This is a genomic window from Synechococcus sp. R6-7 (assembly GCF_047461695.1).
GTDB lineage: Bacteria > Cyanobacteriota > Cyanobacteriia > Thermostichales > Thermostichaceae > Thermostichus.
Window position 1 is genome coordinate 1 of the sequence record NZ_JANSHS010000064.1, and the last position, 20,148, is coordinate 20,148.

Genomic DNA, 20,148 nt, shown 5'->3' on the forward strand with positions numbered 1-20,148 from the left:
CAGCAGTGTTCAGCGTAAATGTATCAGACCAGTCCGCCGGCCACCCTCTACAACCCGTGCAGATTTGTCTTTGGCGTAGAAAAGATTCCACCTAGCCTGCCAGCCTCACTTTGTGGATGCTGTAGGAAATTTTCTTCCCTATGCATCATCTACTCAATCTTCCAAGGGATCCAACTTGGGATCCAGACTCTTGGCCGTTAGACGCAGAGCCTCCGCCTGATCCATCACCCGTGGAGCTTGCACTGCCGTTTCAAGGCCCTGGCGATAGCTCTCCCACAGGGGCATTTCTGGGTAGGTCTGCTGCAACTCGCTGATCTGATCCAGAAGGGCCTCCAGCCAGCCAGCCGTGCTCCAGGTGAGCAGAAACTGGAAGGGGTTCCAGAGGTTGAGCTGCCGCCCCAATTCATTTAAGCTCTCGTTGCGAATGGGCGGATCGAAGATGTCCGCCACCGTCATTAACTGGCGGGCCAGCAGGGGTCTGAGGATTTTCTCGGCAGCTTCCACCACAGCGGGGATGGCAGCTTGGATCCGGTCGGGGCTGGGAATATTCCGCGCTTGGGGCAAGGCTTGTAGCACCAACTCCAGTCGCCGCCCTGCCTCTGCCGATTCCAAAGCCGATTCCAGGGTGGTGCCCACGCTGAGAAACACTTCTCCCGTCAGCAGCCGCACTGCATCGATGACCAGGTGATACAAGGGGGGGATCACGAGCTTAATCCACTCACTCTGGAAAAACTCCCGCAGCCGCCGTGCCGCATAGTCCCCCACTTGGGTGGTCTGGATCCCCACTTGAGTGAGATTGAGATACCAGTCGGGAGGAGATCCCTTGGGATCCAGCCAACGGCGCAGCGTTTGCCATTCTTCTTCTGTGAGGGCAGTTCGTCCCTGTTTTAAGCCAGTTCGCCGCAGCTTGCCCTCGGCATTCAAGAGCTTGCGCAGCTCCGGTGTGCCCAGCAAGGACAAGGCACCTGCCGAACCCACACTGCCGATCTCGATGGCGATCAAGGCGGCCAACAAGGCGGCTGAGGCCTTTACTTGAATCTGGCCGCTTTTGTCCATCACCAAAGGCAGGCGGCTGTTGCCATAGGCACGGGCACTCATCGCCTCCAGAGCAGAGCGTTGGTCAGAGGTCAGCGTCCGAGCCCAAGAAGGGATCCCGTGGCTTTCCGCCTCTGGATAGGCCGCTTCCTGCAAGCCGTGATACAGCAAGCTGGCCACCCAGGCGCGATCCGCAGCCTGCCGCAAAGAGCCAATGACCACTTCCCATTGGCAGGGGTTAAGCAGGGGCAAGAGCGCTTGCAGCTCTCGGTGGATGGGCTCTGGGGATCCTGCCGTTCTCGACTGTTCCAGAGCGCTTTGCAGCCGATCCCGCGCCTCTCGGCACAGCCCGCCCCACTCCAGTTGCAGGCGAGCCAGGGTCTGTTGCACCGTCTCTTCGGAGCGACGGGGTAGATCCTGCCAGCCCGCTTCCAGCTGCCGCCACAGCTCCTCCCAGTTCAGGCCCTCAGCAGCGCCATTGACGGCATCTGAGGCAACCTTTGCGCTGGGCGAGGCATTTTGGGGCAAAGCGGGATCCAGAGGTTCAGACATGGACAGAACCGGCCTCAAGGGGATTACCGGCATTATAGCTAGGGGTAAAACGCCAGCCGAGGCAAACCCAACGTTTCCGGCCATCCCATCATCAGGTTGAGACACTGCACTGCCTGCCCGGCTTGCCCTTTCATCAGGTTATCGATCACCGACAGGACAATAACGCGGTTGGTGCGGCTGTCCACCTCCACCCCGATCATGCAGGTGTTGGTGCCGGAGACCCATTTGGTTTGCGGGTAAACCCCCCGCGGCAGCACCTTCACCCAAGGAGATTGGCGATAGAAAGCATTGTAAATGGTGAGCAAATCTTCCCCCACAAAGCCGGGATCCCGCAGAGTGGCATACAAGGTGACGTGGATCCCCCGCACCATGGGCACCAGATGGGGCGTAAATTGCACGGTGATGGGGGTGTGGGTCAGGTCGGTGCAGGCTTGCTCGATCTCGGGCGTATGGCGGTGCTGGGCCACTCCATAGGCTGCCAGAGAGCCGTCCACTTCGGCAAACAGGGATCCCACCTTGGGGGTACGACCTGCCCCCGAAACGCCGGATTTGGCATCGAAAATGAGGCTGTCCAGCTCCACCAACCCCTGCCGCAGCAGAGGAGCAACCGCCAACAACGAGGCAGTGGGATAGCAGCCGGGACAGCCCACCAGTTGGGCTTGGGCAATCGCCTCGCGATAAAGTTCCGGCAACCCATAGACCGCCTGCTCATTGGCCTGGCGATAGGCAGGGCTGGGCCAGTTGGGATCCGTCTGACCCATGCGGTACCAAGATTGGTAGGTGGCCAGGTTGCGAAAGCGGTAATCCGCCGACAGATCTAAGACTTTGCACCCCTTGGCCAGCAAGGGCGGGGCCAGCTCGGCAGCCAGCCCATTGGGGAGAGACAAAAACACCACATCGCTGTTGGCGGCAATACGATCCACCTCTACCGGCTGAACGGTCAGATCCACCGCCTGGGCCAACTGGGGATAGAGATCCCCGTAGCGCTTGCCGGCGCTGTCTTGCCCAGCCAGGTAGGTGATCTGCACGCCAGGGTGCTCGCTCAGCAGCCGCACCAACTGCACCCCTCCGTAGCCGGAAGCGCCGACAATGCCAATGCGGACAGGCTCTGTGGGGTGGGGTGGGCGGGGCGCCATGTTGGCCATGGGGGGTTGCCTGTGCAAGAGGGTTACATGAGGGTCTGCCCTAAGTTCTATCGCATTTTCTTACCCCATTTGACGCTGCATCTTGTCCATTCGCGTTTTCATTCGCGTTAGCGTTGCGTGGCCATCCAGGGGGATTTGTTATGCTGGGTTCACCTGAGCCGCTCGGGCCTTGGCAGCGGCTTCCGTAATATCTGTCTATGTTCTGTGTAGCTTTCTAATCTGCGGTCTATGCACTATGAGCGATTGATCAACATTGTCTTGCGGGCCTACGGCCAAAGCAGCCGCCATGGCCTGGATCAGGAAACTCTGACCCTCTACTCAGAAGGCCCCTACACCCTCTACAAGCTCACTTCCCATTTCGATCGCCGCTCCATTTTTGTGTTGGCCCAGAATCAGCGGGATATGTTTGTTTCTGGCGATGCGTTTAACAACAAGCTGATCCCAGGGGAATGGCAGGCGTGGCTGCACCAGAAAGCGCTGGGCATCGCTCCCGACACGGCACAAGCAGGTTAGCCGAAGACCATATCTGGCGTGGAAGGATCCCCAAGCCTACGCCCGGCCTGTTGAGATCCAGCCCATGCTGACAATGGCCGCCTACTTCCAGCTCAGAGGGTGGTGGGATCCACAGGTCGCTCCACCTGTCCAGAATCTACCCGCCACTGGCCAAAACCCCAGGCTGAACCTGTCGGGGCACCACTGAGAGACGATCCAGCTGGGCACAATAGGCCAGATCCTTATCGTTTTCCGGCCCCAGACCCAACAACCGTTGCCCGTGGCTAGAGCGTCTCAACAAACCCAGCAGATCGTCCTGCCAAGTTTGGTAGAGGGCCAAGGCCGCCAAGGTCTCGTCGTTGCCCAACTGGTTCAAAGAGCAGCCCAGGCGATGCAAGATGGCTCCGGCACAGGCAGTATCTTCCAGCGAAAAGGCCCCTTCCCACCCGGATCCCACCAGCCACACCTCGGCAAAGGAGCCCCGTCTGAGAAAATCCACCACGGCCCCCAAGTTCACCAGGGCTGCTGTGATCACCACCGGGATCCCTTCCAGGCGCTGTAGGCTGCGCGTGCCGTTGGTGGTGCTCAGGAAGATGCGCTTGTCCCGCACGCGGTCGGGGGTGTAGTCGAGAGGGGAATTGCCCAGATCAAACCCCGCCACCGCTTTGCCCCCCCGTTCCCCGGCCAAAAGCCGCTGGGAAGCCGGCCAGTTTTGGCTTGCCTCTTGGAGCTGCTGCAGGTGGGCAAACACCTGTACCGCTTCTGCTCCTGCTGCCAGCGCTGTGGCAATGGTGGTGGTGGCCCGCAGCACATCAATGGCCACTGCACATTCTGGGATCCCAGATGAAGGCACCTGTTCGGGCGTATAGAAGTGGAAAAAACGCATGGGGGAAGAGGTAACGTCAGAACTCACGCCGGGCGAACACCAACACTGCCAGAATCAGCAGCAAAAGGGTGTAAACCAAGCCGTACAGTGCATCTCCGAGAAGTTCTGCTGGGGGCGGAACTTGGCCGTAAACCGCAGCATCTCTCAAATTGAGGCGCTCCAAATCTGGCAGGATCAAATAAATCACCTCAAACAGTTTGCCAAATCCGGCATCTTTCACCAGCTTGCTCAGTTGCAGCAGGGCGCGGCTGGCATGGCCCATCAGGAACAGGGCAATGGTGTAGAGGGTGGCCAGAATCGAGGAAGTGAAAACCCCGAACAGCAGGGCTGCGGCAACAATCAGCACCAGCTCTAAGAAAGTGAAGACTGTTGCCCAGAGAATGGCCAAAAGGGGGATCGGGGCCTGCACCAGCAGCAAGCTGAGCAGAAACACAACTGTCATCAGCAGCACCAGCACCGACAGCAGCGCCGATAAGCCCAGATGCTTGCCGACAATGAACTCTGCCCGGCTCATGGGTTTGGCGATCAGCACATACACCGTGCGTCTTTCAATCTCCTTATTCACCAGCCCTGTGCCCACGAAAATGGCCACGATCAGGCCGAAGAAGTGAATGGCTGCCAACCCCAGGTCGGCAATGATTTTGTTGTGGGCCTGGTTGGCCACCTGCGGGATCAAAACAGTGGCTCCCAGCATGGCCACCGCAAATACCATCACCAGGTAGAGAATCCGATCCCGAATCGTTTCCCGGAAAACGTTGTGGGCAATGGCCACCACGCGCGACGCATCCATGACTGAACCCAAAGCTGTGATGATCCGACTGATAGACTGGTAACAGATCCAGCCTTTATTCTATGCAGTTCCAGGCCCAGATTCAGATTCACCTACGCCCCTCTGTTCTCGATCCCGCCGGGGCTGCGGTTCAGTCCAGCTTGCATCAGCTGGGGCATACCCAGGTACAGCAGGTGCGCATTGGCAAGCATATCCAACTGCAGCTAGAGGCCCCCGACGCCGAGACCGCCCACCGCCAGGTGGATGAGCTGTGCCATCAACTGCTGGCCAACCCGGTGATTGAGATTTATCAAATCCAAGTGGATCCCATCGGTGGCTGATTTGATGGGTTCAGGTGATTTGAGGTTGACTTGAGGCGTTCCAAACAACTGTGAAATTGTCCATTTCACGGAGCGCAGTTTTTTCTTAGGGGAGAGAAACTGGGAAAATGTCTCAAGCTCTCTAGGATAGCTACAACCACACCCTCTTCTTTTCTCTCGTCAAGGGATCCCAATGGCTGGCGTGAGGTTTGGCGTTGTTGTTTTTCCGGGTTCCAACTGCGACCGAGATGTAGCCTGGGTAACCCGCGGCCTCTTGGGCTGCCCAACGCGGCTGATCTGGCACCGAGAGACGGATTTGTCGGAGCTGGATGTGGTGGTGCTGCCGGGGGGCTTCAGCTATGGGGATTATTTGCGTTGTGGGGCCATCGCTCGTTTTGCTCCGGTGATGGGATCCCTGAAGGAGCACGCGGCGCGAGGGGGCTATGTGCTGGGCATTTGCAATGGCTTTCAGATCTTAACAGAGGCGGGCCTGCTGCCGGGGGCGCTGGTGCGCAATGCCAACCTGCACTTTATCTGCGACCGAGTGGGGATCCGTATAGAACGGCAGGATCTTCCCTGGACAAGCGCGTATCCCCAGGGATCCACCTTAACCCTGCCCATCGCCCATGGGGAAGGCCGCTACACCTGTGATCCGGATACCCTCAAGCAGTTGCAGGATCGAGGGCAGATCGTCTTTCGCTATGCTCCGGTTGCGCCCAACGGCTCTGTGGACAACATCGCCGGCATTTGCGATCCCAGCGGTCGGATTCTGGGTTTAATGCCCCACCCTGAGCGGGCAGCAGATCCCGATTTGCCAGGGCAAGATGGGATCCCCTTTTGGCAGTCGATTTTGCGCAGCTTCGCCGCCTAACTCTTCTCCAGGAGAACTCACCCCTGCCCCGGCCCTCGAGACAACACCTGGCGAACTTGATTCACCATCTCCTCATGATCCACCACCGGCTTGGCAATGTAGCCATCTGCCCCGCTCTGGGCCAAAAATGCCTCGCGGTCGCCGCGCATCGCATGGGCCGTCACCAAAATAATGGGGATGGAGCTGCTTTTCGGATCCGCCTTCAACAGTTGGGCAATGCGGATCCCGTCCACCGCCTCGCCGCGAAAGGTGCTCTGGGACAGGGAAACATCCAACAAAATGACATCCACCTCGTGCCCCTGGGCCAGCTTCAAAATCTGCTCCACATCCTGGCTGTGAAAGACCTCAAAACCTCCCCGCCGTCGCAACACCTTCTCAAAAACACGGGCGTTGATCGGATCATCTTCCACCAGCAGCACTGTTGCCATCGTTAACCCAATCTTGAATCTGAACCCAAGCTAAGCTGTCTCTGGGATCCCAAAAGCCATCCTAAGGCATCCTTAGCGAGTTCAATTTGAGCAGTAGGACAAGCGTTCTCCTACAGAGTACTGAAGAGTACCGAAAAGGGTCTCAGTAGCTCTGAGAACTCCCCCCTCCTCTCCCAAAAGGAAGGATCCTCAGGTTGCCGCTACTTGACTATTTATTTTGGAATCTTATTTTGGAATCACTCCATTCCGAGTTGCCGCTACCCAACCGCAAATAGGAAAGCCGGAGAGAGCTCCGGCCCCATCCAGAACTAAGCCTAAACCACAAATCTCAAAAGAGACTGACCTTCCCTCTGCCTTGCTTGAGCCCGGCACAGCAGGAACGGCAGCCACTACCCTGGGTTACTTCTTGGTAATTCTCGGAGTTTCCCGAAAGGCGACCGCGAAAAACAGAAGGCCCAACGTCAAAAACAGGATAAAGGTGTAGGTGATGGCTTCCATACAAAACCTCCATTTCTAAGCGGGCTTGATTCCAGATTAACTCGGAGCCGCCAGCACCCCATCTCCAAAGTGAAGCAGAGTGCCGACGGCATCGCCGAAAAGGGCTCTAGGCTTCCTGAACCTTGCGAGTGGTGGGATCCCCTACTTTCTGGAAGACGCCGAACTCCACCATTTCCTCGCTCATATTGGGGTCAATACCGGCGAACACATCGCGGAAGAGAGTGCGAGCGCCGTGCCAGATGTGGCCAAAGAAGAACAGCAGGGCAAAGACGGCGTGAGCAAAGGTAAACCAACCGCGGGGGCTGGTGTGGAAGGTGCCGTCCGCCTTGGGGGTTTCTCGGTCGAACTCAAACAACTGACCCAACTGGGCCTGGCGGGCATACTTCTTAACCGTTGCCGGGTCGGTAAACACCTGGCCGTCCAGCTTGCCGCCGTAAAACTCCACAGTCACCCCCACCTGCTCAAAGCTGTAGCGCGACTCCGCCCGACGGAAAGGAATGTCTGCCCGCACCACGCCATCGGCATCCCGCAGAATAACCGGGAAGGTTTCGAAGAAATTGGGCATCCGCTGCACCGTCAGCTCGCGCCCTTCGCGGTCACGGAACACCGGGTAGCCCAGCCACTCGATGGCAATGCCATCCCCTTTGTTCATGGGGCCAGCTCGGAACAGACCCCCCTTGGCCGGGCTGTTGCCCACGTAGTCGTAGAAGAGCAAAGATTTGGGCAGGGAGTTGTAGGCCTCGCTGCGGGTCATCCCGGCTTCCATGGCCGCATTTACCCGGCGGTTAATCTCCTGGTTGAAATAGCCAGAATCCCATTGGTAGCGGGTGGGACCAAACAGCTCCACAGGGGTAGTGGCGCTGCCGTACCACATGGTTCCGGCCACCACAAAACCGGCAAAAAACACCGCCGCGATCGAGCTGGAAAGCACCGTCTCGATGTTCCCCATTCGCAGAGCGCGATAGAGGCGCTGGGGTGGGCGTACCGTGATGTGAAATAGACCTGCAATGATGCCCACGATGCCTGCAGCAATGTGGTGGGCCACCACCCCTCCGGCGTTGTAGGGGTTAAAACCGGCTGGCCCCCATTCCGGTGCTACCGGCTGGACGTGTCCCGTCGTCGCATAGGGATCGCTCACCCACATCCCCGGGCCAAACACCCCCGTCAGGTGAAAGGCGCCAAACCCAAAGCAGAGGATCCCGGCCAGCAGCAGGTGGATCCCAAATATTTTCGGCAGATCCAAAGCCGGCTCGCCGGTGCGGGGATCCCGGAACAGCTCCAGATCCCAGTACACCCAGTGCCAGCAGGCCGCCAAGAAGAGCAATCCGGACAAAACGATATGAGCAGTAGCTACCCCTTCAAACGTCCAGAAGCCCGCATTGGCTACGCTCTCGCCGTAGATATTCCAACCGCCCCAGGAGTTGACCACCCCCAGGCGAACCATAAATGGCATGACAAACATGCCCTGACGCCACATCGGATTTAGGACAGGATCCGACGGATCGAAAATGGCCGTTTCATAGAGCGCCATCGACCCGGCCCAACCTGCTACCAGAGCGGTATGCATTAGGTGAACCGCGATTAGGCGACCTGGGTCATTCAGTACAACCGTATGGACCCGATACCACGGTAGTCCCATAAAGCTCGGTCCTCCACGTTCTCCAACACTTAGTTCTCCAACACTTACGCGATATCCAGTCAAACAATTAAGCCGACATCTTACCTGGGATCCTGACCTGAGCAGTTTCTTCAGAGTCGAGGGGTGCCGCACCCGCTTGAACCCCTGAGCGCACCCAAGAGGATATCGCTCTCAGAATTTCCATCACGGGCATCAAACAGTATAACGAAACGCTACCGACCTGAGTGGCTTCAGGCAGGATGCCGTCTCACTTTAGGCATCATCTTCCCAGATCTCTCGCCAGAGATTAAAAATATGACTTAAAATGTTACAATACTTAGCAACTGTGAGCGCTCTCCTGGCTCAGGCTGAAAGGTGTCGTGGTTTCTGGCAGGGGTATGGCAACGATCCGCTTCGTCAACGAGAACCGAGAGATCTTCGTCGCTGAAGGCGCTAACCTGCGCCTGAAGGCTCTGGAAAACCAGATCGATCTCTACAAAATGATGGCCAAGCTGCTCAACTGCGGCGGCAACGGCCAATGTGGCACCTGTGTGGTGGAGATTGTCGAGGGATCCGAGCATCTCTCCCCTCGCACCGAGGCAGAAAACCGCAAGCTCAAGCGCAAGCCCGACAGCTACCGCCTTGCCTGCCAGACCAAAGTGCTGGGGGATGTTTCCGTCAAAACAAAGCCCTAGCCTTGGCCCGCCTGTTTTCCCTTTGGGCAAGTCGCACCTCAGAGTGGTATGCTGACTGCCAGTTGGGCTTGTGGCATTTGTGAGTTATGGAGACGAACTACCTGGGCATCTTGGCCACCCTCTTAGTTGTTCTGGTGCCCGCCATCTTCCTGGTGATTTTGTACGTGCAAACCTCCAGCAGATCTGGCGACTGACCGGGCAACTCCCACTGGCTCAAGTCGGGTAAATGCTGGTCAAAAGGGGGGATCCCTTGTGTAGGAGGGGATCCCTTCGTCTTTTGTCGTCTAGGCTGGGCGAATTAAGGGTATTTGGAGCTCTATCGGTCAAGCTGTTGCTTGAGCTGACCTAGCCCTGTCGAAAGTCCCCGCAGGTTCATACAAAAACTCAAACAGGTTGCCGTCGGGGTCCTTGCCATAGAAAGAGGCAGTGCCATCCCGGTGGCTGTGGATTTCCCCCACCAGGATCCCTTGGGATTTCAGGCGCTGGTGCTCTTGCCGAAGCTCCTCCAGGTTGTCGAAGACAAAGCCAAAGTGGGGCCCTGCTGCGCGATAGCCCGGCCCCAGCAGTGCCAGCCCATCCTCTCCTGCCTTCATGTAGGCCCAGTCGGGATCCTGCCAGACGTTGACCATGCCCAGCTTTTGGTAGAACTCCACCGCCTTGGGAATGTCCTCTACCCGGATGGCGACATGCCCGAGTTGTCTAAGTGCCATGTCATCCTCTGTGCTCAATTGAGCCAACTGCAATGGTTCTTCTACAGATCAGCTTGACACACTCCCCACCCCGAAGGGTAGGGATCCCTGCGGTAGGACAGAACTTTAGACCCAACTTTTTGACAGCTTGAGGCTGGGATCCCAATCCAGTCCATAGGCAGGACAGAAGATGGTTTCAACCCATTGGATTGGGGATGAACCAAGACTTATCCTGTTGGCTGCGCGGCCGAGAACCGCTCCAGCTCGCTCAAAGCCTCTGCATCCATCTTGGTTTGCATAGGGCAAAACTTTGGCCCACACATGGAGCAGAACTCTGCCGTTTTGTAGATATCTGCCGGCAAGGTTTCGTCGTGATATTCTCTGGCGCGTTCTGGATCCAAAGACAATTCAAACTGCCGGTTCCAGTCGAAGTTATAGCGAGCTCTGGACATCTCATCATCGCGATCCCTGGCCCCAGGCCGGTGACGGGCAATGTCGGCAGCATGGGCGGCAATTTTGTAGGCAATGAGGCCGTTGCGCACGTCCTCAGCATTGGGCAAACCCAGGTGCTCTTTGGGGGTGACATAGCAAAGCATGGCTGCCCCGTACCAACCGGCTAAGGCTGCTCCAATGGCGGAGCTGATGTGGTCATAGCCTGCCGCAATATCGGTTACCAAAGGCCCCAAAACGTAGAAGGGAGCTTCGTCGCACTCCTCCATTTGCTTGCGCACGTTAAATTCAATTTGATCCATCGGCACGTGCCCCGGCCCTTCTACCATCACCTGCACATCGTGCTCCCAAGCCATGCGGGTCAACTGGCCCAGGGTTTTCAACTCCGCCAGTTGCGCCTCATCAGAAGCATCGTGCAAGCATCCCGGTCGCAAAGAATCTCCCAGACTAAAAGAAACATCGTATTTCTTGAAAATCTCGATAATGTCGCGGAAGTGGGTATAAAGCGGGTTTTGTTTGTGGTGGGCCAACATCCAACGGGCCAGGATCCCACCCCCACGAGAAACAATTCCCGTCAGGCGGTGGCGTACCAACGGCAGATATTCGATCAGGATCCCGGCATGGATGGTCATGTAGTCCACCCCTTGCTGGGCCTGCTTTTCGATAATATGCAAGATATCTTCTGCCGAGAGTTTTTCGACATTGCCATGCACGCTTTCTAGGGCCTGGTAGATGGGCACCGTGCCAATGGGCACTGGAGAAGCTTGGATAATGGCTGTGCGAATTTCATCCAAATCGCCCCCGCCGGTGGACAGATCCATAACGGTATCGGCGCCGTATTTGATGGCCAATTTCAGCTTTTCCAGCTCTTCGGCCAAGCCGGAAGAAGTAGGGGAAGCGCCAATGTTGGCATTGACTTTGCACCGGGAAGCGATCCCAATGCACATCGGCTCGAGGTTGGTGTGATTGATGTTGGCAGGGATGATCATGCGACCCCGGGCCACTTCCGAGCGGATCAGTTCCGGCGGCAGGTTTTCCCGCTGGGCCACATACTCCATCTCTTCGGTAATCACGCCCTGACGGGCAAAGTGCATCTGCGTTACATTTGCTTGCCCACGGCGACGGGCAACCCATTCGCTGCGCATGTTGTCAACTCCAGTGCTCGCTTTCCTACGCTGGTATGAACCAGATCAGGTTCTGAGGATGTAATCTCAGCCTGGGGGGGATCCCCAGACACTCCTAGCGTGTAGTGATCCTACCACCGAAACTGAAACTGGATTGGAGCTTTAGGATCGTTTCAGAATAGCTTGAGACAGCTTCCCCCTGCCCCTAGCTCCTCTCGCAAGGGAAACCCCTTTCCTAAAAGTAGAGGGGAGATGTAGTTATTAGATAAGGATCCTGCTTGGCTACAGAACTCTCATGAAGTCGGAAAAAGCTGTACTGTAGTTTGCAGGTGAAATCCAACAGTCAGAACTTTTCAGGAGGTCGTGTGTCTCTCCCTAAAACGGGCTTTTCCGCCTTCAATAACCACTGTACCTTGGCCAAACTGGAAAAGAGATCCAAGAAGACACTTTTTTCCTTCTAACTGCGGGATCCAGAGATTTTGTCTCTTGGGATCGCTTTGGATCTCGATTTTGCCTGAAGCGAGCAACTGCCTATGCAGCGCTGCCGAGATCTCTGACCAGTCAATCTCCTGTCCTAAGTAGAAGCTGTGTTGCTCAAGAACACAGTTTACAATCCTGCCCAGCAGCTCGCTCCCTAAGGGTTCGATGTGGAAGAAGCAGTTGTCGTGAATGTAGATTTGCCAGACAACCTTATTCTCAAATCTGTCTTGACGTTCGACGAAAAAGTCATCTCCTTCAAACCTAATTCCCAATTCAGAGGCGATGGTATCGGTTAGTACATATTCTATAAGAGCATCGGAAAAGATATTTCCGCAGAGTTTCTGGATCGGAGATTGCTCTGTGTATCTCACCCGCTCAGATAGCAGTTCGGCAGTGGGGAAAGCGGCCAACAATAAGACGTTGTCTTGATAATCTCCGTAAATCCTTGAATACCAAACCACTCCTGAGTTTTTAAATGCCTGTAAAATAACCTGCAAGGACACGCCTGCACCACTTAGGGATAGGTTGTGGTAGTTGAGCTGGGTGAGTCGTTGCTGCGACCACCAGTCTTGCAGCTGCGGGTCGATCATGGGATCCCGCCCAGCCAGCGCCGCCAGCTCCACCAGGGATCCTTTCCCTTGCTGGCCCTGAACAGTTCGGCCACTTCCTCGCCGGTGGGCTGGGCAATAAAAGTCTTCAAGACGCTGTAGAGGCCGGGCTCTTCCTGCTGCCACACGCTCCAGGGATCCGGATAGGCGCGAAACAGGGCTCCCTCCACCAATGAGCGCAGGTAGTAGCTGGTCTCGAAGGTGCTCAGAAACCGCTGGCGCAGACGGCGACCGGCCAGACCCACACCCACGGTGGCGGCATCCTGCAATTGGGGGTTGAGCAGCACGACGGGTTTGGGATCCCGTCCTTTGGAAGCCAGCCCAGAGGGATCCCCACTGCTGACCGCTTGGCAAACCCGCTCCACCTGATCCAAGCTGTAAACCGCGGGCATCACCAGCAGGATGCTCTGTTCTGGGGTAGGTTGAGTCCGGGAAGTCAAGCTCTGTAATTCAATCCCTTCTGGCAGGGATCCCCACTCCCGCTGGGCCAGGGCTGCTCCGCCGGCATCGCTGAATAGCACCAAAGCAGGCGGTTGCAGCAGCTCCAAGAACGGGCGGGACAATACTTCTGGCTTGATGTCGGGGGCCAGGATCTCGATGAGCAGGCGGCGATATCCTGCTTGCATAGCCAGCCGTGTAGCCTGGATGGCCTGCTCACAGGCCTGGGCCAGGTCGATGGGCAAGTTGGGAAATTGGGTTAGTTGCAGTTGCTCGGCCACAGTCTAGTCCAATTATGATTCAGCCAGTAACCAGGGATGCTCAGCCAGAAGCTTCTTCCCAAGCCTTGTGGGTGAGCAACTCCTCCAGAACCCGCACCCCCCGCAGTTGGTTGGAAAGGGGTAGGTGGCCTTTGGGGGCAGACAGATCCCAGGTAAACTCGTCGGGGTAGCGAGTCCAGTGGTAGCCCTGTTTCCAGCCGATGAGGGGCCAAAGGCGCTCCCAGTTGCGATTCACCCCCAACCACAATTGTCGCTGCACAGAGTAGCCAAAGCGATCCCCAGAGGCCACTCGCCACAGGTGATCAATCGTTCGCAAATCCTCCACCGGAATCCGGCTCACCTCGGAAAAATACAGCCAGCCCCGCCGCGCCGCCCCCTCTCCTGCCGCCCGACATAGCAGTTGTAGGCTCAGCCGATCCGCCTCCAGCCAGGCTCCCGCCGACAACAACTCCTGCAAAGGCCGGTAGTCGATATTCAGGGCTGAAGTCAGAGGGACGGTCACCATTGCCAAGTTGCAAAAGGTCTCCCTTGATTTTAGTCCCTGCTGTCCGTCCCCTCAGGTTTCAGGCGGGTACTTGGGCGGATCCCCGAAGATGATGCGATAGCCGATGTACGCCACCCCCAACAGCCCTGCCAGGATCCACAAGAAAGCCGAAAAGGGCATGTAGGAAAAAAAGACAAGATAAACCCGGCGACTGAGCCAAGAAAAAATAAGATAGACTGCCGCCAAAATGCCGATCCCTTGCAAGGTGCGAAAAGCCGGCACCCGCGAGAGAGGCATGCGCTGCCGCGCCACCCAGATGGAGCTAAGAAAAGTCCAGGGAGGCACCAGCAGCAAGAACATATCCGCCTGCTTCACCACCGCCTGCCAGCCGGCGGTGTTGGTGGCATAGGCCAAGTAGCCCGCCCAGAGGACAAGAGTTACCGCTCCCAAGCCGATACTTAAGCTGAGCAAAAAAGGCTCCTCCCATTGGCCTGGGATCCAGTCGCAGAGAACCCAAACCACCCAAGGGGTGGCAAAGAGCAAAAGCGCAATGGCTAAGCCATTGGCGTTGAGCTGGGTAAAAAACGTCTCCAGAGTCATGAACAGCAAAAGGAGCGAACGTCACCCTTGATGGTAATGATTCCTCCTTGAGGAAGCAACTCAATCCGTATACAAATCCACCTATTGTGGGCAATGCCCGCAAGGTTTACAGCCCGCCTGGGCACCCCGGTAAACGTTGCCAAGTAACACCAGCAGGGATAGGAGTAGGAAAAAGAAAAGGGATCCTTGACACTGGCCAGGGATCCCTTCCTGTAGTCTTTCCTAAAAAGCTCAAGACATTTTCTATGGCGTTGCTGAGGGAATTAACCCAAGCCACTCTCCCCTTTTGCAAGAAGTGAGTCTGGCATCGGAATCCCTACTCCTCCGGATCCATCCGCCTCAGTCCATTAACCCAATCTACAGCCCTTGCAGCACCGTATCGGGGCGGGCCGACAGGTTCTGGATGCGGGTATCCTGGGCCGGCGGGGTGTCTGCTTGGGTGAACACGCCGATCTGCCGCAAATACCGAGCCAAGGCATCTTGCTCGCTGCCGGGGGTGTCGAAGGTAATGCCAGAGCTGGGGGCCAAGTTGACCCGGTTGGGGTTAGACAGGCGAGGGAAGGGATAGTCATCCCCACCGTTGGCCAAGAAGTCCAGGGTCACCAGGCGGAAGGTGCGTCTGGGATCCCCTTGCACTTGGCCGTTGCGCACCACCACATCCCGACCTGTGGGCGTATCCACCCGCAAGGAGAGGACGCGGGATCCCGGTGGCCGCGAGGGATCAAAGCTAAAGGCAAAGCCGCCAATTTGCGGGAAACGGCCTGGCGTGGCTCCCGGCTGGGTTTGCGCCACCCCGTGTTCCACTATCTGCTTCAGTTCCTCAGCGGTGACGGTCAACAGAGAGAGGCCGTTGTTAAAAGCAAGGGCCGTTTCGATGTCCAGCTGAGAGATTTGACCGGACTGCTTGCCGGCTTCAGGGTTAGCCACCGGTGGGATGCGCCGCACCGGCTCACCGCCGCCGCCGCCGGTGGTAGCCCCAATGGGAGCGCGAATGCCACCGCCATTTTTCAGGGAGATAACCGTAGAAGGATCGACCGTTCTGGCGTAGGCCAAGTTGGCATCGGCAGTGAGGTTGCCCAGGTTGGTTTCCTCGGTGCGCACCTCTGCCCGCAGGCCGTTGAGAAATTGGGTGGTGGAGCCAAAGGTGCGGCCATCCTTGGTGCGGATGATGTTGCCAATTTCGTTGGCTATCCGCACTACGTCGGGATTGGGGGTGCCCCTGACAGCTGCTACCCCTTGGTCGTCGGTGGCATAGGCACCGCTCACCGGGTCAATGCGGGCAATAACCCCGTTGGCGTCAAAGCTGACCACCAGGCGGCCCACGTAGCGATAGTTGGAGCCGGTGTTGACCACCGCCACCGGTTGACCACTGGCGGAGGAGCGCAAGATGGGGTAGTCACCCGTGCGGGTATCGGGCAAATCAGTGCGCAGGCGATCGGTGGGCTTGGCGATCACCCGGTGGGATCCGCCGGCAATGATGATGTCCACATTTCGCAATTGGCTGGCCAGGGCTACCTCGTTTTGCAACTGTTGCAGATGGGCTAGGAGGATAATTTTGTTGATGCCCTGAGCGGTGAGTTGATCGACGAAGCCCTGGATTAGAGCGGCACTCACCTGGTCAGTATCGTCCACCCTGCCTTCTACCCTCACCTCGGGGCCGGGGCTAGAGATGGCCGCCAAACGGGTGGTGGTGGCTCCCACCAGACCGATCCGCTGCCCTCCTACCGTGATCACCGCCGTCTTGGCGATCTTGCCGCGGATAGAGCTGGCCTCTTGGCCATCGGCGGCAAAGTCAGCGCTGGCCAATTCCCCGGTGCCGCTGAAGCTGAGGTTGGCGCTCAGATAGGGAAAACGAGCCCCAGCGTAGCCGCGGCCCGTGTCGGGCCGGATGAGGTCGCGAATTTGGCGCGTGCCTTGGTCGAACTCGTGGTTGCCGAAGGCAGCCGCCTCAAAGCCAATGGCGTTGATGATCTCGATATCGGCTTTGCCAGGGGTGAGGTTGTAACGGCCTTGCAGAGACCGATCCGTGCTGGCGTTGTAGAAGGGGCTGGGGATATAGTTGTCCCCACTGGAGAGCACCACCGTATTTGGGAATTGGGGGCGCAGAGCATTCACCACCGCCGAGAAGCGCGGCGCATCTTGTACGGCAGCGATCGAGGCTTCCAAGTCGCTGGCATGTAGGATTTGCAGGGTAAAAGCGGGCGGCTGAGTCGAGAGAGCCACATTGGGATCCGAGGCGATAAACCCAGCCCCTCCGCCGGTTGGGGGAACCGAGCTGCTGCTACCGCAGGCGCTGGCCAGGCTCAGCACCAAACACCACAACCCGACCCACAGGGACCTGGCCAGAGGGTTCAGCCAATCCGGGAGCCATCTCTTGGCAGGGGCAGACCCTCGAGCACGGCAAGCTGGTTTCATGACAATTCCTTCACTCCATCCACAAGAGAGGACGCATCCGCGTTCACGTTACCAAGGCTGGGATTGGGGTTTCGCTATGACCTGTTTAAGGTTAGGTCAAGCCTAGGTTAAACTTCCCCTGGATCCCAGCCAAATTGTTGCAAGTCCACCTGGCCCTCGGCGTCGAAGTGGATCCCTTCGGCTTGCAGCAGCGCTTTCTGCAGGTCGTCGTAGCCCAGGCGAAAAGGGGAGTAGGAAATGCAGCCCTGGGCGTTGATCACCCGGTGCCAAGGGATGTCGGTGTTTTGGCCTTGCAGGCGAAACAAAGCATAGCCCACCTGGCGAGCATAGCCGGGGTAACCGGCAACCCGCGCCACCTGCCCATAGGTGGCCACTCGGCCCGGCGGGATCCGCCGCACCACTTCGTAAAAGCGCTGGTAGAGGCTAGTAGATGGAGCGCTAGTGGAGCCAGACTGGGTCACAGGGATCCTCGCTCAAACTTGGCAGACAATAAGATGTGGAACGGATTGGATCCCCGGGTCCATGAGCTATTTAATCGCGGTACTGCCGGATCGCATAGCCGCTGAGGCGGCCTACAGCGCCCTGGAACAAGCCGGCTTTTCCCTGGAGCGATTGCATCTGCTGGGGCGGGGCTACAAGAGTGCCGACGAGTTTGGGCTGATTGACCCGGCCCAAGCGGCCCGCCGTCAGATGCGGCGCCTGGCCATTTGGTTGGTGCCCTTTGGCTTTTTGGCCGGGGTGGGGTTCAGCGTTTTGAGTGGTTTGGATACCTTTGCCTGGGCGGGACCTATAGGCAACCACCTGATCGGCGGCCTATTGGGCGCGATGGGCGGGGCCATGGGCAGCTTTTTCGTCGGCGGCGGAGTGGGCTTGTCTGGTGGCTCCGGCGATGCTTTGGCTTACCGCAACCGCCTCGCTGCGGGCAAGTACGTGCTCATTGTGGAAGAAGAGAACGAAACCCGCCTCCGCGAAGCCATGCGGATTTTGCGCCAGTTTGAGCCGGAAAATCTGCAAGGGTACAGAGAGCGCCCCTAGACTGGGAGATCTGGGCAGCTATTGAGAGAACTCAGGGAGGTCCAAAAGCATGTCTTGGCTGTGGCAGCAAGTCCCATTGCCGCTTGGGCGGTGGCGGAAGGAAGGGATCCCCAGCTTTGCCGCTGCTGGGGGTGCACTGGCAGTTACGGGGTTTTTTTCGCCGGCTTTTGCCCACCACGCCCTGGGAGGGAAACTGCCTGCAACGGCCTGGGAGGGATTTCTCTCCGGGCTGGCTCACCCTGTCATTGGCTTGGATCACCTGGCCTTCGTCGTGGCCATCGGTCTTGTGGCGGCGGGGCAGCCCTGGCGCTACGGGATCCCTTTGGGCTTTGTGTTGGCAGGTTTGGTGGGCACTGGGATCCACCTGGCCGGCTGGGATCCCCTGGGACTGACGGAGCTGGCCATTGCCTCTTCCGTGGTTCTCTTCGGCTTGCTGCTGGTGCAACCGCGGCAGATCCCAAGTTGGCTCTTGCTAATAGGGGGATCCCTGGCGGGGCTATTCCATGGCTATGCCTACGCCGAAACCATTATCGGCGCCCAACCCATGCCTTGGGTGGGATATCTACTGGGGTTGAGCACTGTCCAGTATGGGGTAGCTCTCCTGGCCCTTTGGGCAGCAGAACGCTGGGGGTTGCGGATCCCTGGCTTAACTCGCTGGGCCGGCTGGGCGATTACAGTGGTGGGGGCTGCCTTCCTGACCTTGGCAGTGGTGGGCGCGTAAAAAGCGCTAATTTTGCTCCCTTGCGCTCGGGATCCCCGATCCGGTACAAGGATAGCGGTGAAGATCTGGAACAACGAGGGGAAAACACATGGAGCGCACCTTTATTGCCATCAAGCCAGACGGCGTGCAGCGGGGGCTGGTGGGCACCATCATCCAGCGCCTGGAGAGCCGGGGCTACCAATTGGTGGGCCTGAAGCTGGTGCAAGTGAGCCAAGAGCTGGCGGAAGCCCATTACGCCGAACACAAGGAGCGCCCCTTCTTCCACAGTTTGGTGAAGTTCATTACCTCGGGGCCGGTGGTGGCTATGGTCTGGCAGGGCAAAGGGGTGATTGCTGCCGCCCGTAAGCTCATCGGCAAGACCAACCCCCTGGAGGCAGAACCGGGCACCATTCGCGGCGATTTTGGCATCGACATTGGCCGCAACCTCATTCACGGCTCCGATGGAGTTGAAACCGCGCAGCGAGAGATCGCCCTTTGGTTCGATGAGTCGGAATTGGTGAGCTGGACACCGGTTGCCCAAAGCTGGATTTATGAGTAGGTACTTGCTGCAGGCAAGGGGTAGTCGTGTTCGCAGGTTCCAGACCGGAAGTAGTGCAGAGCGCTAGGGCCGTGTTTCGAACTGGCTTCGGCTGGCCGCAAGCGGCTCTGTTGGAAGTGCCTTGAACCACCCCTTCTCTGCCAAAACTCGAGCGGCAAGCAGGATCTGCTTGCTACTGAATTGTTGTTTTCTATCTCCCCAGGCGTAGAAGCTTTCCACCAACTCTGCCGTCGTAGAAGGGTGCCCACGAGTCACGATCCAGTGGACAGTAGCTAGCAATTCTAGACCATAGGGCGACTCAAAGCCCTCCACGAGGTCACTGACACGCTCAAAGCGTTCTCTCGTCTCTGGCTGATCGGCGAGATAGCTGTGGGCCTCCTCGATGGCGCCAGGCACCAGCTCCAGCTTCTTGTCTGGTCGGTCACTCCCCGATCCGTACCCAGAGATGTAATATCCCTCGATTTCTTTGAGAACATGCCGCAAGTTCTCGGCGTAGGGTCCATGAACGCCCTTTGTAAATCGCAGGCGAAGCGGCTCCCCGGCTTCCTGCAGGAAGTACATCAGCTTGTGCAGCTCAAGCAAAGAGACAAACGGAACAAGTAGACCGTTTACATAGCGCTCCATAAGGCCCACCAGCACCGCTCTTCCCGGCGTCAAGGAAGGGATCTGGCCGCGGCGCATGCTCTTCGGTAAGGGCTGAGGCCCGGTGGGCTCAAAGACAAGGATGTGGACGTCGGGAAGTTCTGCTAGCGCCTGCTCGATGCGGGAGCGCACATCGGGCCAATGAAGACCCCCGAGGCCGCAGCCTAGGGGTGGCAAAGCGACTGAGCGCAGACCAAGATGCCTGATCTCCTCGGCAAGGGACTTCAGCCCAGCTTCTATATCCTCGATCCGCGACTTCCCCCGCCAGTGGCGTTTTGTGGGGAAATTGATGATGTAGCGCGGATTGGTCAGCTAGAAATCGCAGGAGCCCCGC

Annotated in this window: 24 protein-coding genes, 1 pseudogene and 1 riboswitch; of the genes and pseudogenes, 8 read left to right on the forward strand and 17 right to left on the reverse strand. The window is 57.9% G+C overall.

The window, feature by feature from the left end; genetic code table 11:
* Positions 1–153 precede the first annotated feature (153 nt).
* Both NW815_RS02475 and argC read right to left on the reverse strand, forming a co-directional pair.
* A complete protein-coding gene (locus tag NW815_RS02475) occupies positions 154–1,587 on the reverse strand; it encodes a hypothetical protein (protein WP_414388263.1) in 1,434 nt (477 codons plus the stop codon).
* Between the two features lie 38 nt (positions 1,588–1,625).
* Positions 1,626–2,732, reverse strand: a complete 1,107-nt coding sequence (argC, locus tag NW815_RS02480; RefSeq protein ID WP_011431956.1) for an N-acetyl-gamma-glutamyl-phosphate reductase — start codon at positions 2,730–2,732, stop codon at positions 1,626–1,628.
* A 228-nt stretch (positions 2,733–2,960) separates the two neighbouring features.
* Here argC and NW815_RS02485 point away from each other — a divergent pair, with 228 nt between their 5' ends.
* Positions 2,961–3,245, forward strand: coding sequence for a hypothetical protein (locus NW815_RS02485; protein ID WP_414355344.1), 285 nt, complete (start codon positions 2,961–2,963; stop codon positions 3,243–3,245).
* Between the two features lie 136 nt (positions 3,246–3,381).
* Here NW815_RS02485 and NW815_RS02490 read toward each other — a convergent pair whose 3' ends face one another.
* Complete coding sequence (locus tag NW815_RS02490) at positions 3,382–4,110, reverse strand: 2-phosphosulfolactate phosphatase family protein (protein ID WP_414388265.1); 729 nt, start codon at positions 4,108–4,110, stop codon at positions 3,382–3,384.
* A 16-nt stretch (positions 4,111–4,126) separates the two neighbouring features.
* Positions 4,127–4,900: an ABC transporter permease gene (locus NW815_RS02495; protein WP_011431953.1), complete on the reverse strand. Its 774-nt coding sequence runs from the start codon at positions 4,898–4,900 to the stop codon at positions 4,127–4,129.
* 62 nt (positions 4,901–4,962) lie between these two features.
* Here NW815_RS02495 and purS point away from each other — a divergent pair, with 62 nt between their 5' ends.
* Both purS and purQ read left to right on the forward strand, forming a co-directional pair.
* Complete coding sequence (gene purS, locus NW815_RS02500) at positions 4,963–5,220, forward strand: phosphoribosylformylglycinamidine synthase subunit PurS (RefSeq protein ID WP_414388260.1); 258 nt, start codon at positions 4,963–4,965, stop codon at positions 5,218–5,220.
* A 172-nt stretch (positions 5,221–5,392) separates the two neighbouring features.
* Positions 5,393–6,070, forward strand: a complete 678-nt coding sequence (gene purQ / locus NW815_RS02505) for a phosphoribosylformylglycinamidine synthase subunit PurQ (RefSeq protein ID WP_414388258.1) — start codon at positions 5,393–5,395, stop codon at positions 6,068–6,070.
* A 17-nt stretch (positions 6,071–6,087) separates the two neighbouring features.
* Here purQ and NW815_RS02510 read toward each other — a convergent pair whose 3' ends face one another.
* The 3 genes from NW815_RS02510 to psbB all read right to left on the reverse strand — a co-directional run bounded on the left by NW815_RS02510 (position 6,088) and on the right by psbB (position 8,635).
* Positions 6,088–6,498, reverse strand: a complete 411-nt coding sequence (locus NW815_RS02510; protein WP_414355353.1) for a response regulator — start codon at positions 6,496–6,498, stop codon at positions 6,088–6,090.
* 399 nt (positions 6,499–6,897) lie between these two features.
* Entirely contained in the window at positions 6,898–6,996 is a 99-nt protein-coding gene (locus tag NW815_RS02515; RefSeq protein ID WP_011431949.1) for a photosystem II reaction center protein T, read from the reverse strand.
* Between the two features lie 106 nt (positions 6,997–7,102).
* Positions 7,103–8,635 (reverse strand): photosystem II chlorophyll-binding protein CP47, encoded by a 1,533-nt coding sequence (gene psbB, locus NW815_RS02520; RefSeq protein WP_011431948.1) that lies wholly within the window; start codon positions 8,633–8,635, stop codon positions 7,103–7,105.
* A gap of 377 nt (positions 8,636–9,012) precedes the next feature.
* On the opposite strand from psbB, the gene NW815_RS02525 reads away from it, so the two are divergent.
* Positions 9,013–9,309: a 2Fe-2S iron-sulfur cluster-binding protein gene (locus NW815_RS02525; protein WP_414350488.1), complete on the forward strand. Its 297-nt coding sequence runs from the start codon at positions 9,013–9,015 to the stop codon at positions 9,307–9,309.
* Positions 9,310–9,395: 86 nt separating this feature from the next.
* Complete coding sequence (gene psbM / locus NW815_RS02530; protein WP_071818137.1) at positions 9,396–9,503, forward strand: photosystem II reaction center protein PsbM; 108 nt, start codon at positions 9,396–9,398, stop codon at positions 9,501–9,503.
* Positions 9,504–9,632: 129 nt separating this feature from the next.
* On the opposite strand, the gene NW815_RS02535 is transcribed toward psbM, so the two are convergent.
* The 8 genes from NW815_RS02535 to NW815_RS02570 all read right to left on the reverse strand — a co-directional run bounded on the left by NW815_RS02535 (position 9,633) and on the right by NW815_RS02570 (position 17,339).
* A complete protein-coding gene (locus tag NW815_RS02535) occupies positions 9,633–10,019 on the reverse strand; it encodes a VOC family protein (protein ID WP_414389068.1) in 387 nt (128 codons plus the stop codon).
* A 206-nt stretch (positions 10,020–10,225) separates the two neighbouring features.
* Positions 10,226–11,593 carry a phosphomethylpyrimidine synthase ThiC gene (gene thiC / locus NW815_RS02540; RefSeq protein WP_414389066.1) on the reverse strand — a complete coding sequence of 456 codons (1,368 nt, stop codon included), beginning with the start codon at positions 11,591–11,593 and terminating at the stop codon, positions 10,226–10,228.
* 5 nt (positions 11,594–11,598) lie between these two features.
* A riboswitch (TPP riboswitch) is annotated at positions 11,599–11,699 on the reverse strand.
* 226 nt (positions 11,700–11,925) lie between these two features.
* Positions 11,926–12,675 carry a hypothetical protein gene (locus NW815_RS02545; protein ID WP_414389065.1) on the reverse strand — a complete coding sequence of 250 codons (750 nt, stop codon included), beginning with the start codon at positions 12,673–12,675 and terminating at the stop codon, positions 11,926–11,928.
* Entirely contained in the window at positions 12,639–13,379 is a 741-nt protein-coding gene (locus tag NW815_RS02550) for a DUF1995 family protein (RefSeq protein ID WP_414389063.1), read from the reverse strand. The genes NW815_RS02545 and NW815_RS02550 overlap by 37 nt, the downstream gene beginning before the upstream one ends.
* Before the next feature lie 40 nt (positions 13,380–13,419).
* The gene (locus NW815_RS02555) at positions 13,420–13,884 is read right to left on the reverse strand and encodes a GUN4 domain-containing protein (RefSeq protein ID WP_414389061.1); all 465 of its coding nucleotides are present in this window, start codon (positions 13,882–13,884) and stop codon (positions 13,420–13,422) included.
* Positions 13,885–13,935: 51 nt separating this feature from the next.
* On the reverse strand, positions 13,936–14,463 hold the full coding sequence (locus NW815_RS02560; RefSeq protein ID WP_011431942.1) for a hypothetical protein: 528 nt from the start codon (positions 14,461–14,463) through the stop codon (positions 13,936–13,938).
* 357 nt (positions 14,464–14,820) lie between these two features.
* On the reverse strand, positions 14,821–16,773 hold the full coding sequence (locus tag NW815_RS02565) for a bifunctional metallophosphatase/5'-nucleotidase (RefSeq protein WP_414389070.1): 1,953 nt from the start codon (positions 16,771–16,773) through the stop codon (positions 14,821–14,823).
* Between the two features lie 212 nt (positions 16,774–16,985).
* Positions 16,986–17,339 carry an MGMT family protein gene (locus NW815_RS02570; RefSeq protein ID WP_414329999.1) on the reverse strand — a complete coding sequence of 118 codons (354 nt, stop codon included), beginning with the start codon at positions 17,337–17,339 and terminating at the stop codon, positions 16,986–16,988.
* A 61-nt stretch (positions 17,340–17,400) separates the two neighbouring features.
* Here NW815_RS02570 and NW815_RS02575 point away from each other — a divergent pair, with 61 nt between their 5' ends.
* The 3 genes from NW815_RS02575 to ndk all read left to right on the forward strand — a co-directional run bounded on the left by NW815_RS02575 (position 17,401) and on the right by ndk (position 19,172).
* Entirely contained in the window at positions 17,401–17,913 is a 513-nt protein-coding gene (locus NW815_RS02575; protein WP_414389060.1) for a hypothetical protein, read from the forward strand.
* 49 nt (positions 17,914–17,962) lie between these two features.
* Positions 17,963–18,634, forward strand: a complete 672-nt coding sequence (locus tag NW815_RS02580; RefSeq protein WP_414389058.1) for a HupE/UreJ family protein — start codon at positions 17,963–17,965, stop codon at positions 18,632–18,634.
* A gap of 88 nt (positions 18,635–18,722) precedes the next feature.
* A complete protein-coding gene (ndk, locus tag NW815_RS02585) occupies positions 18,723–19,172 on the forward strand; it encodes a nucleoside-diphosphate kinase (RefSeq protein WP_011431937.1) in 450 nt (149 codons plus the stop codon).
* A gap of 63 nt (positions 19,173–19,235) precedes the next feature.
* Here the strand turns inward: ndk and NW815_RS02590 are convergent, their stop codons facing one another.
* The gene (locus tag NW815_RS02590; RefSeq protein ID WP_414389057.1) at positions 19,236–19,853 is read right to left on the reverse strand and encodes a hypothetical protein; all 618 of its coding nucleotides are present in this window, start codon (positions 19,851–19,853) and stop codon (positions 19,236–19,238) included.
* Positions 19,854–19,949: 96 nt separating this feature from the next.
* Positions 19,950–20,126 (reverse strand): annotated as a pseudogene (locus tag NW815_RS02595) (macro domain-containing protein); the annotation flags it as partial.
* Positions 20,127–20,148 lie beyond the last annotated feature (22 nt).

Excerpts from the sequence above, each read along its gene's own strand:
- NW815_RS02475 (WP_414388263.1), bottom strand. The coding sequence starts at position 1,587 with ATGTCTGAACCTCTGGATCCCGCTTTGCCCCAAAATGCCTCGCCCAGC.
- NW815_RS02560 (WP_011431942.1), bottom strand. The coding sequence starts at position 14,463 with ATGACTCTGGAGACGTTTTTTACCCAGCTCAACGCCAATGGCTTAGCC.
- NW815_RS02535 (WP_414389068.1), bottom strand. The coding sequence starts at position 10,019 with ATGGCACTTAGACAACTCGGGCATGTCGCCATCCGGGTAGAGGACATT.
- NW815_RS02580 (WP_414389058.1), top strand. The coding sequence starts at position 17,963 with ATGTCTTGGCTGTGGCAGCAAGTCCCATTGCCGCTTGGGCGGTGGCGG.
- purS (WP_414388260.1), top strand. The coding sequence starts at position 4,963 with ATGCAGTTCCAGGCCCAGATTCAGATTCACCTACGCCCCTCTGTTCTC.
- NW815_RS02525 (WP_414350488.1), top strand. The coding sequence starts at position 9,013 with ATGGCAACGATCCGCTTCGTCAACGAGAACCGAGAGATCTTCGTCGCT.
- psbB (WP_011431948.1), bottom strand. The coding sequence starts at position 8,635 with ATGGGACTACCGTGGTATCGGGTCCATACGGTTGTACTGAATGACCCA.
- purQ (WP_414388258.1), top strand. The coding sequence starts at position 5,393 with ATGGCTGGCGTGAGGTTTGGCGTTGTTGTTTTTCCGGGTTCCAACTGC.
- NW815_RS02490 (WP_414388265.1), bottom strand. The coding sequence starts at position 4,110 with ATGCGTTTTTTCCACTTCTATACGCCCGAACAGGTGCCTTCATCTGGG.
- NW815_RS02575 (WP_414389060.1), top strand. The coding sequence starts at position 17,401 with ATGAGCTATTTAATCGCGGTACTGCCGGATCGCATAGCCGCTGAGGCG.
- NW815_RS02485 (WP_414355344.1), top strand. The coding sequence starts at position 2,961 with ATGCACTATGAGCGATTGATCAACATTGTCTTGCGGGCCTACGGCCAA.
- argC (WP_011431956.1), bottom strand. The coding sequence starts at position 2,732 with ATGGCCAACATGGCGCCCCGCCCACCCCACCCCACAGAGCCTGTCCGC.
- thiC (WP_414389066.1), bottom strand. The coding sequence starts at position 11,593 with ATGCGCAGCGAATGGGTTGCCCGTCGCCGTGGGCAAGCAAATGTAACG.
- NW815_RS02510 (WP_414355353.1), bottom strand. The coding sequence starts at position 6,498 with ATGGCAACAGTGCTGCTGGTGGAAGATGATCCGATCAACGCCCGTGTT.
- NW815_RS02515 (WP_011431949.1), bottom strand. The coding sequence starts at position 6,996 with ATGGAAGCCATCACCTACACCTTTATCCTGTTTTTGACGTTGGGCCTT.
- NW815_RS02495 (WP_011431953.1), bottom strand. The coding sequence starts at position 4,900 with ATGGATGCGTCGCGCGTGGTGGCCATTGCCCACAACGTTTTCCGGGAA.
- NW815_RS02555 (WP_414389061.1), bottom strand. The coding sequence starts at position 13,884 with ATGGTGACCGTCCCTCTGACTTCAGCCCTGAATATCGACTACCGGCCT.
- ndk (WP_011431937.1), top strand. The coding sequence starts at position 18,723 with ATGGAGCGCACCTTTATTGCCATCAAGCCAGACGGCGTGCAGCGGGGG.
- psbM (WP_071818137.1), top strand. The coding sequence starts at position 9,396 with ATGGAGACGAACTACCTGGGCATCTTGGCCACCCTCTTAGTTGTTCTG.
- NW815_RS02590 (WP_414389057.1), bottom strand. The coding sequence starts at position 19,853 with ATGCGCCGCGGCCAGATCCCTTCCTTGACGCCGGGAAGAGCGGTGCTG.